Annotated in this window: 10 protein-coding genes and 1 pseudogene; 8 read left to right on the forward strand and 3 right to left on the reverse strand. The window is 55.8% G+C overall.

Annotated features, from left to right (window positions below; genetic code table 11):
* The 4 genes and pseudogenes from JG746_RS32325 to JG746_RS32340 all read left to right on the forward strand — a co-directional run.
* A complete protein-coding gene (locus tag JG746_RS32325; RefSeq protein ID WP_202324252.1) occupies positions 1-1,140 on the forward strand; it encodes a M20 family metallopeptidase in 1,140 nt (379 codons plus the stop codon).
* A 240-nt stretch (positions 1,141-1,380) separates the two neighbouring features.
* A complete protein-coding gene (gene ectB / locus JG746_RS32330; RefSeq protein ID WP_202324256.1) occupies positions 1,381-2,679 on the forward strand; it encodes a diaminobutyrate--2-oxoglutarate transaminase in 1,299 nt (432 codons plus the stop codon).
* A 160-nt stretch (positions 2,680-2,839) separates the two neighbouring features.
* Positions 2,840-4,300 (forward strand): aldehyde dehydrogenase family protein, encoded by a 1,461-nt coding sequence (locus tag JG746_RS32335; protein ID WP_027056479.1) that lies wholly within the window; start codon positions 2,840-2,842, stop codon positions 4,298-4,300.
* A 167-nt stretch (positions 4,301-4,467) separates the two neighbouring features.
* Positions 4,468-4,813 (forward strand): annotated as a pseudogene (locus tag JG746_RS32340) (transposase); the annotation flags it as partial.
* A 332-nt stretch (positions 4,814-5,145) separates the two neighbouring features.
* Here the strand turns inward: JG746_RS32340 and ehuB are convergent.
* Positions 5,146-6,033, reverse strand: a complete 888-nt coding sequence (gene ehuB, locus JG746_RS32345; RefSeq protein WP_202324258.1) for an ectoine/hydroxyectoine ABC transporter substrate-binding protein EhuB — start codon at positions 6,031-6,033, stop codon at positions 5,146-5,148.
* Between the two features lie 780 nt (positions 6,034-6,813).
* Between ehuB and JG746_RS32350 the strand changes: the two genes are divergently transcribed.
* The 4 genes from JG746_RS32350 (at position 6,814) to doeA (JG746_RS32365) (ending at position 10,925) form a co-directional block, all read left to right on the forward strand.
* Entirely contained in the window at positions 6,814-7,662 is an 849-nt protein-coding gene (locus JG746_RS32350; RefSeq protein ID WP_027056482.1) for an ABC transporter permease, read from the forward strand.
* Positions 7,663-7,696: 34 nt separating this feature from the next.
* Complete coding sequence (locus JG746_RS32355; RefSeq protein ID WP_244730588.1) at positions 7,697-8,494, forward strand: ABC transporter permease; 798 nt, start codon at positions 7,697-7,699, stop codon at positions 8,492-8,494.
* A gap of 4 nt (positions 8,495-8,498) precedes the next feature.
* Positions 8,499-9,572, forward strand: coding sequence for an ABC transporter ATP-binding protein (locus JG746_RS32360; RefSeq protein WP_202324264.1), 1,074 nt, complete (start codon positions 8,499-8,501; stop codon positions 9,570-9,572).
* Between the two features lie 171 nt (positions 9,573-9,743).
* Positions 9,744-10,925, forward strand: coding sequence for an ectoine hydrolase DoeA (gene doeA / locus JG746_RS32365; protein WP_202324265.1), 1,182 nt, complete (start codon positions 9,744-9,746; stop codon positions 10,923-10,925).
* Positions 10,926-11,251: 326 nt separating this feature from the next.
* Here doeA (JG746_RS32365) and JG746_RS32370 read toward each other — a convergent pair whose 3' ends face one another.
* Positions 11,252-12,658 (reverse strand): amidase family protein, encoded by a 1,407-nt coding sequence (locus tag JG746_RS32370; RefSeq protein WP_027056486.1) that lies wholly within the window; start codon positions 12,656-12,658, stop codon positions 11,252-11,254.
* A gap of 453 nt (positions 12,659-13,111) precedes the next feature.
* Positions 13,112-14,293, reverse strand: coding sequence for an ectoine hydrolase DoeA (gene doeA, locus JG746_RS32375; protein WP_202324266.1), 1,182 nt, complete (start codon positions 14,291-14,293; stop codon positions 13,112-13,114).
* Positions 14,294-14,302 lie beyond the last annotated feature (9 nt).

The following is a 14,302-nucleotide window of genomic DNA, read 5'->3' on the forward strand; positions in this document are numbered from 1 at the left end:
ATGCCTTCGCCCGATCCACAGCTGGTATCGCTCCTACAGGACTTGACGCGCATTGAGAGCGTCAACCCCTCTCTGTCCAAGACCGGGAGCGGTGAACGGGCTATGGCTCTTTACCTGCAGAAATATTGCGAGGAACGCGGGTTAGCTTGTGAGCTTCAGGAAGTGAAGGACGGGCGCCCGAATTTGGTGGCTTGGGTGCCTGGAACGGATCCCGACCGGCGCATCCTGTTCATTGCCCACACGGATACCGTGCCGGTTGAGAAATGGGAGGATAATCCGTTTTCGGGAGATATCCGAGACGGGCTTCTCCACGGCCGGGGCAGCTGTGATACCAAAGGCTCCCTCGCAGCAATGCTAAGGGCACTGTGCACGCTTGGAGCACGAAAACCGAAAGCCACGGTAGTCCTGGTGGCCAGTATTGACGAGGAATACCGCAAAATCGGCGCTCGCGCCGTAGCAGATTCCGGTGTTGCCTACGAAGCCGCCGTCGTCGGCGAGCCAACAAGCTTGGAATTGGTAGTAGCCCACAAAGGGTCAGTCCGCTGGCAGGTCGAAGTCGAAGGTATACCGGTTCATTCTTCGAGACCGCACCTGGGCGTCAACGCGATCACCGGGATGGCTCGGATCATATTAGCGCTCGAAGAGCTGAACAGGAACCTAAGCTTACGCGAAAATGCGCTCGTCGGCCCCCCTGCCCTGACCGTAAGCCTGATTGAAGGTGGGATAGAACTGACAACCGTTCCCCCGGCCTGCCGGATCTGGATCGACCGTCGACTAACTCCTGGAGAGTCTCCACAGGGAGCCATTCAAGAGGTCGAGGATATTCTCAAACACTTCCGTGAAAGCGAATACAAGATTATCGCCCGCTCACTCCTTCCGGCGCTGGAAGACCCCGCTCCCTTAAGTGCCGAAGGTAGCCGAATTGCGGAGGTGGCCTCCCTAATCTGCAAAGATGTGGCAGGAACTGGCAGGTTTACGGGTGCGCCTTGGGGAACGGATGCTAGCCAACTCGCTGGGGTATCCTGTGTAGTGATTGGCCCCGGTAGCATGGCTCAAGCCCATACCAGCAACGAGTATATTACCTTGGATCAGCTGGATTATGCTGTCCAAATCTACCAACGCATAATGCTGGAATATTGAGCTTCTGCCGGCAAAGGCGACCCATCGGTGGTTTTTTTGCGCAAGATCCCAATTTTCGCACGATGCTAAATAGTACAAGCCGATTTTTGCAGAATTTCGGCGCAAAAGACCGCAATTCAGCGACGAACGGTGAGGCGGCCTTGTTACGTTCAGCCAAGGGCAGCGCCTGACGTTTAGCGCCAGCGCCCTGTGTTCCCGGCCTTCCTTGTCTTGGGCCGGCCGTCAAAACAAGGATTCGCTATGAACAAGCCACTCACTCCCATCAATGACACGAGCCTGGAGCTATTTGATCGGCTCGAATCTGAAGTCCGCAGCTATGTCCGCTCCTTTCCGGTTTTATTCGACCACGCGTCCAACACAAAGCTGGTGGGCGCAGACGGTCGTGAGTTCATCGATTTCTTCGGTGGGGCGGGCGCTCTCAATTATGGGCATAACAATCCCGCTTTCAAACAGGCTCTGCTGGACTACATCGAGCGCGACGGCATCGTCCACAGTCTGGATCTCGCCACGACGGCGAAAAGGGCTTTCATGGAGGCCTTTGAGAAGCATATTCTCCTGCCGCGTGGGCTTAACTACAAGCTGCAGTTCCCGGGACCCACCGGCACGAATGCCGTTGAAGCAGCCCTGAAGCTCGCTCGCCTCGCGACAGGTAGATCAAACGTTGTGGCTTTCACCAACGGGTTTCACGGCGTCAGTGTCGGCGCCCTTGCGGCGACCGGCTACAAGGAGTTCCGCACGGCGGCCGGTATCTCACTCGCGAACGTCACGATGCTGCCGTACGATGGGTACCTCGGCGAAGGAATCGACACCCTAGATTATTTCGAAAACCTTCTCCTTGATCCGAACAGCGGCTTAGACAAGCCCGCTGCTGTCATTCTGGAAGCAGTTCAGGGCGAAGGTGGCATTAACATCGCCAGCACGCCTTGGCTGAAGCGGCTGCGCGAACTGACAACCCAGCATGGCATCTTGCTCATCTGCGATGAAATTCAGGCCGGTATAGGCCGCACGGGCAAGTTCTTCGCCTTTGAGACCTCCGGGATCATCCCCGACATTGTAACTCTGTCAAAGTCGCTGTCGGCTTATGGCACACCAATGTCTCTTATCCTGATGAAGCCGGAGGTCGACGTGTGGGCCCCAGCGGCACACACCGGCACGTTCCGGGGCAACAATCTGGCCTTCATCACCGCGCGCAGGGCAATTGAAGTTTACTGGTCAGACAACAAGTTTGAAAAGCAAATTGCCGAGAAATCAGCCGTATTGGCTGAATCTCTCAAAGCGATCGCCGAAGAATTTTCGGCCCTCGGACTCACCGTCCGCGGTCGTGGACTGATGTTTGGTCTTGTTTGCCAAAAACATCGCCACTTCGCATCCGCAGTGTCGAAGGAAGCTCTAAGCCGTGGCTTGGTGATTGAAACGGCGGGATCGTACGGAGAAGTGGTAAAGTTCATGACAGCGCTCACGATCACTGAAGAAGATCTCCGCCGCGGCCTTTCGGTCATTCGCGATAGTGTCGAAACCGTGAGCAAAACCCTCAACTAGGTCTTGCGTGAGGAAAACCCGTCATTTGGGTGCAAAAACGCGTTGGGGGCACGGTATGGCGTGCTCCCAATCGCAATCCCGCCGGACCTGACGGCCAACCATTAATGCGCATCGGCGACTGCCGAGACAATCCAAACATACAACGAAGGGATCGGGATACATGGCCGGCAGCGAGGTTCTTAAGAACTACATCGATGGAGAATGGCGAGACTCCTCCACCGGAGGCCGCATCGAGGTCGACGACCCCTCCACTGGGGAAGTTTTTGCAGTCGTTGCCGATGCAGGCCGTGACGAGGTCGAACTCGCCGTGAAAGCGGCCCAGCGTGTGTTCCGCGAACGGATTCTGATCGATATGCACCCCTATGATCGGGGAAGGATGCTTTTCCGCATCGCTGAACAGATTGAAAGCCGAAGTGCACAACTGGCGGAAATGCTCTGCGACGATACGGGGAAGGCCCTGAACGTAGCCGTATCGGAAGTCCAGACCACTGTAAGATATCTTCGCTATTACGGCGGCCTGGCGGACAAGCATGAAGGCCGGTCGATCCCGCGTGGCGCTAATCTTGTCGATTACACAATTCCCAGCCCGTTTGGGGTTTCAGGCCATATTGTTCCGTGGAACTTTCCACTGGAACTGACCGCAAGGTCCCTTGCCTGCGCCTTGGCTACGGGCAACTCGGTGGTCGTGAAATCGCCGGAACTTGCCCCCCTCTCGGGTGTCGCCATGGCTGTGGCCTGTGAGGCTGCGGGTGTGCCGGCCGGGGCGGTAAATGTTCTGAGCGGCTATGGGCACACTGCGGGCCAGTCATTGATCGATCATCCAGAAGTTCGGCACCTGGTCTTTACAGGTTCGATGGCCACTGGACAGAGGGTCTTGCGCGCTGCAGCAGAGCGTATCGTACCATGCATCATGGAGCTGGGCGGCAAATCAGCGGCGATTGTCCACGCCGATGCTGACCTCAATGCAGTATTGGCATCCATCCGGATCGGCACCTTCATGAACGCTGGACAGAATTGCAACGGCCTTACCCGACTATTGGTTGATCGCTCCATTGCCCAGGAACTCATCGAAAGGCTCAAGGATCGCGTTGAATCCTTGTCGGTCGGCCGAGGCCGCGACGATTGCGACATCACACCGCTGATCTCACGGAAACAACAGACTAGTGTTGCGCGAGCCTGCCAGACTGCCCAGCAACAGGGTGCTCGCACGGTTACCGGCGGAGCTGCCCTGTCGGACCGCAGCGGGTATTACGTGGGAGCCACAGTGTTCGCCGACGTCCGACCTGAAAGCGACCTCTTCCAAAAGGAGACCTTCGGTCCTGTGCTGGCGATCACAACTTTCGACGGTGCCGAAGAGGCAGTTAATTTGTCCAACGGGACTGACCAGGGACTGGCAGCAGGCGTTTTCACCCGAGATTTAGACAAGGCTCTCTGGACTGCAGAGCGGCTGTGGGCAGGGCACGTCTACGTTAATGGCTGGTACGTAAGCGGTGTGGAAACGCCCTTTGGCGGGATCAACAAATCAGGCTACGGCCGGGAAAAGGGCGTGGAAGCACTCGACGGTTACGTGCAGACCCGGAATGTGGGGATACAGGTTTCGAACCCCAATATCGTCGCCTGAGTTATCACCGGTATGAGAGGGCAGCGATCCCAGGAGCCAAATCCTCGGTCCGCTGCCCCCAATTTAGCCGTCTTGAGCTCAACGTCCAACGGGTTATCGGGTGGTCAGAAGATCGCCGTCCAATGTTGACGCCCCTTATGTAATGCGCGGCGGTCAGCGTTCGCTCGGGTGGAGCTGAGGCTGAGCCGATCTGGACCGAGGACCCGTCGTTGCCTGCGCGGCGTCAAGCTCGTCGTCTCCGATGCGCACGAAAGCCTCAAGGCCGCCGCCACCAAGCTGCTGTCGGCGACATGGACTGCCAGCAAGAGCGGCCGCAGGGTCGTCTCAGCCTTCATCGCCACCGCTCCGCCCAGGAGACGCGCGAGGCCGCGTCCGTACAATGGCGCGCCGTCGCCGACCAGCTCCGGCCGAAGGTGCCGAAGCTGGCGACAATCGGACGACGCCATGCCCGACGTGCTGGCCTATATGACCTTCCCGAAGGAAGATTGCGCTAAGCTTCACTCGACGAATCCGAACCGACCACCGCGATGGGAACCTCCATGCAAATTTTGCAGGGCCGTTAGATGCGGAGAGTATATACCGTTCCTTTGCCGGCACCAGCTGGTCACGTTTTCGCATGTGTGTGAGAGGTTCGCCCTCGACCCAGATTCACACCGCCAGGGTTTCCAAAGTCATCAACGTGCGCAGGACGGTAGTCTTGTCTGAGCCGGAGGGACCGATAACCGAGACCTTCTCGCCGCGCACCATTTAGGCGTCCTGCTTGGAGATAACCCCGGCGAGGCCGACAATCAGACGCAGCAACCTGCCCGGGACAAACTGAACAGTCCCGCCTTTAGCGCCTTAGTCTACGATTTGCACAGATCCGCTGTTTTTGTGCCATCTGGCAGATTGATTTTGGTGTAGCCGTACTTGCTGACCGCGTTCATCATCTGTTCCGTGCCCATATAGGCTTTCAGCGCGGCATTGAAAGCGTCCACGTCAGCCTGCTGGCTGGGGAGCAACGCCAGACCCGGATAGGCCCGACCGCCCGGTGCTTCGAAAGGTTCGGCGAGCTCGAGTGCAGGATCCATGTCGACTGACTCCTTGAGCGTAAAGTAGGAGCCGCTACCGGCTGAAGCGCGGCCCGACTTGACGGCCTGGACGACCTCGGGATTGCCGGCTACCTGCATCGTCCTGTCATCGGGTATGCCAGCATCTATCGCCTGCTTAACGAAGACTGATCCCGTGGCTATGACCAAGGTCAGACCCTTGTCGAGAATGTCCTTATAGGAGTGCAAGCCCTCAGGATTGCCCTTTGGCACCACCAGTGCATCAGAGAAGGTCCCGAGTGGTTCGGTGAACAGAACGTTGCGGCATCGCTCCGGGGTGATGTACATGCCGCCCGTAATCACATCAAAACGTCCGGCTTGGAGACCAGGAACGAGGGAGCCCCACTCAGTGAGGATGGGCTCCACCTTGGCCGTACCGAGCTTTTTCAGAACATCGATCGTAATGGCGTTCATAAAGCCGAGCGGCTCACCATTCTTCCCCGGGTACGCCCAAGGCAACTCGTTGGAAAATCCTATCCTGACCGGCTCGCCTTTCTTGATCTTTTCCAAAAGCGACTGCGCAGACGCCGGAAAAGCGTTTGCGACGACAGCCGCAGCCGCAATACCGGCCGCGACAAGAGTTTTGAAAAAGATGCCAGCAGCCGAGCGGGGCGACGATGTTCGCGAGCATTTTGCAGATTCCATTAATACCTCCTATTGAGTGAGCCATGAACCAAAGCGGTTTAGCCTCAACACCGATGGTATGGGCCGTTCACCGTTCCCCTCATTGCGGCGCCTACACTGGGCAGGGACGAGCATCTGTGTGCCGGGGACCAGGATGCCACCCCTATCGGTCCTTTAGCAGCGAACCTCAACGTTCAAACGCATGTTTCCTGCGTACTTTCCGGCAAATGGCCGGAAATCCGATTTTGCGGAATTCCTCTCGTCTGGGTGAGGGAAATTAAGGTCATTGCATTTGACAGGCGAGATGTCAGGACCGGTCATCGTGTCCGAGGCCTGCCGTGTTGCTGCGGGGGAAATTTCATTAGAAGCTTGCCGATCGCCAGCTTTCGCAGGCATTTTTCCCGAAATTCGCCGCAAACCTGCATGGATGTGCAAATTACGAGCTTTTTCCTTAGTCGCTCCCTGTTACCATCTCTAGAATTAGCGAGCCATTCCGAAATGCGGGCCCAGGCTTCATCGGCCGGCACGTACCAACTTCAATCTGAAAGGTAGAAGGGCTAGGCTTACGTAAAAAAATACCGTCGTTTGCTGCGAATGGGGCAGCAAGCAACCTTACGTCATTGTCATAAAAACAAACGGGAACCAAAAATGATCAACGCCGCATTCTTTTTTTGGCGAAGGCCGCAGGCTACCTGCTTACTGGCCGCCGGTGACGGGACAGACACAGCCGCGATGCCGTAAGCAAGGTTGCCGTAAGCATAGCGTCTACGCGCAGTCTTTTTCACAAGCTGATTGAGTCCTATGAAAGCCGACAAAAACCAAGGTATATTGCTTCTGCCAGCAGGGGCCCTGTTCATCTTCCTACTCGCGCTGCCCCTGGTTCTGGCAGGTGTCGAAAGCTTTCGTGAATTTACGCCTGGCCGCATCGGTTCGGTGGGTGGTGCGCCGTTGACACTTGCGAGCTATGCCGAGCTTTTGCATCCGGTTTACATCCAATATTTTGCGTTGACGTATGCACTCTCCTTTATTTCCTCCATTGTCGCCATTCTCGTCGCGTTTCCCATTGCCTACTACATAAGCCGCCGCAGCACGCCGACAGTCAGAAAAGGCGTAATCTTCATCACTGTGGGCCTGCTGTTCCTCAGTCATCTCGTTCGAATCTATGCGATTGAGCTGACGTTCGGATCGACCGGAATGTTCGCGCCACTTCTCACCGCCTTGGGAATTAGCATGAATAGCCGCGAGTACATCTACTTTATGATTGTAGCCGGTCTGCTGCAGTACTCCATACCTATGTCAATGCTCATCCTGATCGGTACCATTCAGAATCTCAATCCGCGTCTACTGGAGGCATCTCAGTCCCTAGGCACTTCCGCCTTTCGATCCCATGTCAACATCACAATACCTTTATGCGTTCGAGGCATTGTGTCTGTATTTCTAGTGTCTATGACTATGGGTATAAGCGCGTTTGCAATACCCTGGATACTCGGTCGCGGTCGCGTCCTATTCGTTTCAAACCTTATATACAGCCGATTCAATGAGGTTGCGAATTTCCCGAGCGGCGCAGCAATCTCCGTGATTATGATTATACTTTGCGTGGTTATGATCTACATTGTCTCACGTGTCGCAACACTAGCAGATCGGTCGTAATCCCATGTCACGGAAACAACTGGCTGATCGTTTGATGACGCTGGTGGTTGGACTAATTTTCCTCCTCACCGCGGTTTTCCTGATACTTCCCGTAGTGACGACGGTTCTAATGGCCTTCGACTCTCGTGATTATCTGGGTCCGTTTCCTCCTCAAGGCCTCTCGCTCCAGTGGTTCGACAAGCTATGGGATGAACAATACCTCTGGGCCGGGTTCTACACCAGCTTGATCGTGGCCTCGGCTGCGACGCTGATTTCTGCAATCGTCGGGACTCTTGCCGCCGTCGCAATGAGTAGGATGACCGGTGCAGCCCGGGACGTCTTGTCGTCCCTGTTCCTGTCGCCGCTCATCGTTCCCGGCGTGATTATCGGTTTCGCATTGCTGATGCTGTTTTCAGCACTTGGTATCGGTTCCCCCCTCATCCGACTGATCGCAGGCCACCTTGTAATCACCATTCCCTACAGCATTCGGATGGCGTTAATAGGCCTCCTCGGTGTCAAGAGCTCGTTGCGCGAAGCCGCGTTGAGCTTGGGAGCCAATGAAATTCAGGCATTTCTTACGATTAACTTTCCATTGGCCAAAAGCAGCATTGCAGCCGGAGCGGTGTTTGCGTTCGCTTTCTCCTTGGATGATCTCGCGATCAGCTTGTTTCTCAGCGATTTCAATACCTTCACCCTACCCGTCGCACTCGTTGGGCTTTTGCGGTCGAGTTTTGATCTTACCATTGCTGCGGCTGCAGTGGGTTTGATGGGCGTAACTCTCATTTTGCTGCTGGTTCTCGACCGGACCGTCGGTCTCGACCGTGTTGTCGGCCTCAGCGTTGATAAGGCGTAAATTCATGAATGTTCTTGAGCTGAAGCGGGTATCCAAGTCATACGGGAGTTTTCTGGCGGTCGATGATGTATCCCTCACTATCGAAAAGGGGGCGATACTATCGCTTCTCGGCCCCAGTGGCTGTGGAAAAACCACGACCTTGCGCATGATTGCTGGCTTTACAGCCCCTAATTCAGGCTCAGTCATCATCAACGGGTCTGATGTCGGTCATCTGAAGCCTTACGATCGCAACGTGGGTCTGGTTTTCCAGGACTACGCACTTTTCCCTCATATGACCGTGTTCCAGAACGTTGCCTATGGGATGAAGTACAGGGGGATCGCTGCCTCCGAGATTCCTGCTCGTGTTGCCAGAATGCTCGGGCTCGTAAGGCTCGGGAGCATGGAAGGGCGATATCCTCGCGAGTTGAGTGGAGGTCAACAGCAACGCGTCGCGCTGGCACGTGCCTTAGCCACTGATCCCCAGGTCGTACTACTAGATGAGCCATTGTCCGCCCTGGATGCCAAGCTGCGTTTGGAACTTCGCCTCGAATTGAAGGAAATTCTGAGGTCGGTGGAGGCAACTACAATCGTGGTGACCCACGATCAGGAAGAAGCGCTCAGTCTGGGAGACGAGGTCGTTGTCATGCGGGATGGACGAATTGCACAACGCGGATCCCCCACGGCGATTTACAACGACCCTGCGGATCGATTTGTCGCTGAGTTCGTCGGCAGATCAAATTGGTTTAACGCAAGCAACTGGCGCGACGCAGCTAATGGCTTTGTTAATTACGAAAGCGTCGCGGGCATCTCGATATGCGGCCAAGCCAAGCCAAACACATCCGGCAAGGTTGACCTTTGCATCAGGCCTGAAAACATCGACGTACTGGCCGCCGGAGAGCCGGCGACTATGGACGAAAACACCATGCCCGGTACCGTGGTCGACGTCGCTCCGTTGGGCGCCGATGTCCATATCGTCATCGATATTGACCACGGCCCAAGAGTCCTCGCCATTCAAAAGAGCGGCAGCCAACGGACAAGTTTCGGAGTAGGCCAATCCGTTAGGATCGGTTTCTCACCAGCCGATGTGCTGGTTTTCTGAACAGAGGCTGGATCTTGCGCCGGGCGAACTCCAGCCTGCCAGAAAGACTAAAATGCGGTTTTCCTGCGCATTTGATTGAATCTGCGGGATTTTTGCCCGGAGTGCTTTGCTAAAATCAGCGAGGGATCCCGCATACGCGGGCTTCCGGCCGGAAGCACGGGAGCAATGTGAATGCCTGCACAACAACTGAGTTTTGAGCTAAGTGAGTACCAGAGCCGGTTAGCGAAGACCCGTTCTGCAATGCAGAAACGGGGAATTGATACACTTCTGGTCAGCGAGCCGGCAAATATGGCTTGGTTGACCGGTTATGATGCTTGGTCCTTCTACAACCACCAAATCGTCGTTGTCCCGTCCGAAGGTGACCCCATCTGGTGGGGCCGGTGTTCCGATGAGAATGGTGCTAACCGGACTGTGTTCTTTTCGGAACAGAATGTGGTCAGCTACGTGGACGAATTCAACCAGACCCCTGACAGGCATCCGATGGAAGATCTGTGCAGGGTTCTGGGTGAGCGAAAACTCGACCGCGGGGCGATCGGCGTCGAAAAAGACAACTATTATTTCTCGGCTCTTGCCTTCGAGGTACTCCAAGCTCGGCTGCCGAACGCGAAGTTCGTTGATGCGACGGTCTTGGTAAACTGGCAGAGGGCTGTGAAAAGCCCCAGGGAATTGGACTACATGCGCCACGCGGGACGGATCGTTACCCGCATGCACGAACGAATACTGGATAAAATGGAACCTGGCTTGCGAAAGTGTGACCTGGTTGCGGACATCTATGATGCCGCGATTCGGGGCACTCCGGAAGCGGGAGGCGACTACCCGTCCATCGTTCCGATAACTCCATCTGGCGCCGATCTCTCCTCGTGCCATTTTACGTGGGATGAAAGGCCGCTGCTCAACAACGAGGTCACCTATTTCGAGATTGCCGGCGTGCACAAGCGTTACCACGTCCCGACATGCCGGACGTATTGCCTTGGCGAAGTACCTCAACATTTCATCGAAGCGGAGAAGGCCACGCTAGAAGGAATGGAGGCCGGTCTGCAGGTTGCAAAGCCAGGGGCGACCTGTGAGGATTGGTCCGAGGCGTTCTTCAAGGTTCTTAATAAGCATGGCCTGCACAAAACCACCCGCGCAGGCTACCCGGTTGGTCTGTCATATCCGCCGGACTGGGGCGAGCACACCATGAGCCTGCGGCCAGGTGACAAGACTGTTCTTGAACCGGGCATGGCATTCCATTTCATGACCGGATTCTGGTATGGCGACTGGGGATTTGAGATCACGGAAACCGTTCTCATAACTCCCGAGGGCAACGAATGCCTAGCCTCGGTGCCGAGAAAGCTTTTCGTGAAGCCTTAAATCTGTTCACACGAAACAACAAAGCCTTCCGCTGCACGTGGGAGGCTTTGTGTTTTGAGCGGCGTTTTCGTCAACTCCGGGTGACTGTCAGAAATAAATTTCGGATGGGAAAGCCGAAGTGAGCGGCCTCGACCACGGCGAACGGCTTGCGCCGTGGGCACCCTCGCACTTCGCTGCGCCGGCCGAGGCTCTAATCGCCACTGAATCAAGGTTCAGTGGCAGGTCAACTGCTCGCAAAATGAGGCGGCAAATCTCGCCAGTGCATTGCCCTCCGGCAAGATGGGGTGCTCGTGACGCTCACGGTTGATTCGCCCCTGCAAACCTATTCAGAGTTGCGGGCGCTTGTTGGCCCATGGCCTTAGCGTTTCGAAGGCTGCAGAGGCCTGTAAGACACCAAGATCATCGAAGCGCTTGCCAACGATCTGGAGACCGACAGGAAGCTCACTCTGGGTAAATCCGCATGGCACGCTTGCGGCCGGGTTCCAGGACATGTTGAACGGATAGCTGAACTCCGCCCACATAATCCAGTCCCATGGATGCGTAGGCCAGTGATCTGGCATCAGCTTCTCGGCGGGAAAGGCGGCGACCGAAACCGATGGCGTCAGCAGGAAGTCCCAGTCCTGGAACCACCGATGTATCTTCTCAACGTAGCGCATCTTCCGCTCACGCATTTCTTGATATTGCGAGATGGAGACATCCTTGGACTGCTTGATACAGGCGACTAGTCCGGGGTCCATATCGGCCTCCCATTGCGGAAGGTACCGGGCGAGGCCAGTTTGATGAGCAGACCAGAAGAAACGGATCAGCTCCGGCCCATCCTTCGCCCAAGGAGTGGCTACTTCCTCGACGATTGCGCCAAGCTCTTCAAAACGCGCGGCGGCGGCCTTCACGAGCGACGCGACTTCAGGATCGACGCGGGCGACGCCTAAATTCGGGCTGTAGGCAATCCGCCTGCCATTTACGCCGTCGTGCAGTCGCGCGAGATAGTTGGCAGGTCCCGCCTCAAGCGTCGTATGGTCCAGGAAGTGCGGACCGGCTATCACCTGAAGCATGAGAGCGCTGTCTGCAACGGTGCGCGTTATCGGTCCGACATGGGCACTGAAATCATCGACGCCGAGTGGAGAGTAGGGCACACGCCCGAAGCTGGGTTTTAGTCCAAACACCCCACAGAAGTGTGCAGGCATGCGGATTGAGCCCGCTCCGTCACCGCCTTGGTGCAACGGCCCGAAACCTGCCGCCGCCGCAGCGCCAGCGCCAGCCGAGGAGGCGCCGGCATTGTACCCGAGCTTCCAAGGGTTGCTCGTAATCCCGGTGAGCGGACTACGCGAAACGCCCGTCCAGCCGAACTCTGGTACTGTGGTCTTGCCGAGAATGATCGCACCCTCGTCCCGCAGGCGCGACACCACCTGTGTATCCTCGGCCGGCTGATGGCCGGCGAAGATCTTGCTGCCGTGCTGTGTCGGCATGTCCTTGGTGATGGAGTGATCTTTGATCGTGGCAGGCACACCGTGTAGCAGGCCGATCCTCGCGCCACTCGTCAAGGCGGCTTCAGCCTTTTTCGCGTCGTCCATTGCGCGATCTGCATCAAGATAGGCGAAGGCGTTCACCTTAGGCTCCAGCTCAGCGATACGAGCTAGCAAGGCGCTCATGTACTCTACCGGAGAAATCTTCCTGGTACGGATCAACTGGGCCAATTCGGCCGCTGGCATAAAGCCGATGCTCTTAGAGTCCATGCATTCAGTCCTTTGCTTTGCTTGTTACTTAGAAGCGCGGTTCGCCGTGTCCGCCATGTTCACAAAGCACAAGCCTTCGCGCCTTTGGTATGGTCGCCTTCAAATGCGCCGTTGGCCTGCGATCACCCCATAGCTGCGCCCGCAATCTGGTTGGGTCCTCAAAGCGCCTCTTCACATCCCGAAACTTGCAAACGATACACATGCACCTCTTCCTCAGTTCTTCCCAAGCTTCCTCCACAATTGCGCAATAGGTCCTCATGCGTGAGGAAGTGCCGAGGCTCCGGGTGCACTATCATCAACTGTTCCAAGTATATGACGATTTGAGGCGGCAAAGTCTTCGTCTTCTGTGTCGAGCTTCCAAAGATAATCTCTTTGGATTGGGTCGCCGGTGCGTCTAATCGTGACCGCTCCGAATGACGGCTCGTAAAAACCAGAAGGGTGCGTTTGGAGACGCTATACCTTAACGAAGAGCTTCCGAGGTACTTTCGATAGGCACTCATTACCATTGGGGGTGATGAGAACGGTTTCAGTGATTTCGAAACCAAAGTTGTCGTGCCAGAAACCAGTCATGAAGTGAAAGATCATGCCTGGCTTGAGTACTGTCCGGTCCCCTCGCCGCAAACTCATCGTGTGTTCACCCCAATCTGGAGGGTAAGATAGACCGACTGGATAACCGGCTCGTGTAATTTTATCCACGCCATGCTTCTCAAGGACATTGAAGAATGCCACCGCCCAGTCCTCGCAAGTTGCACCTGGCTTGGCCGCCTCGAGACCTGCGTCCATTCCCTCTAGAGTGACCTTCTCTGCATCCAAGAAATGCTGTGGCACTTCGCCAAGGCAATACGTCCGACAGAGCGGAACATGATAGCGCTTGTAGACACCAGCCACTTCAAAATAGATTCCTTCGTTGTTGCGAAGAGGTTGATCGTCCCACGTGAAATGACACGCCGACAGATTGGTGCCCGATGGAAGCATCGGCACGATGGACGGGTAATCACCTCCAAAGTCGCGCGTCCCGCGAATCGCAGCATCGTAAATGTCGGCAACAAGGTCGCATTTGCGCATACCAGGTTCAATCTTCTCCAAGATGCGCTCATGCATCAGGGTCACGATCTGTCCCGCACTACGCACGTACTCTAGTTCGCGGGGGCTCTTGATTGCTCGCAGCCAATTAACAAGCACCGTTGCATCAGCGAATTTGGCGTTGGGCATACGCGAAACCAACGTCTCAAATGCCGTTGCAGATAAATAGTAGTTATCCTTCTCGACACCGATAACGCCCTTGTCCAGCTTGCGATCGGCAAGAACTTTGCAAAGATCTTCCATCGGATGACAAACGGGAGTTTGAACGTATTTATCGGCATAGCTGAGGACATTGTCATCCGAAAAATAGACCGTGCGCCTAGCGCCGAATTCATCCGAACAACGAACCCATACGATTGGATCGCCCTCCGGGGGAACGATGACCGCCTGGTGATTGTAAAAAGACCAGCCATCATACCCGGTCAGCCAAGCCATATTCGCAGGCTCGCTAAGGATAAGAATATCAATACCGCGCCTTTGCATTTCCGACCGAGTTTTACCAAGTCGCGTCCGATATTCTTCCAAACTGAAATTCAATATTTTGTCGGCCACTTTTTAACT

The sequence above is a fragment of the Mesorhizobium sp. 113-3-3 genome, from assembly GCF_016756495.1.
GTDB lineage: Bacteria > Pseudomonadota > Alphaproteobacteria > Rhizobiales > Rhizobiaceae > Mesorhizobium.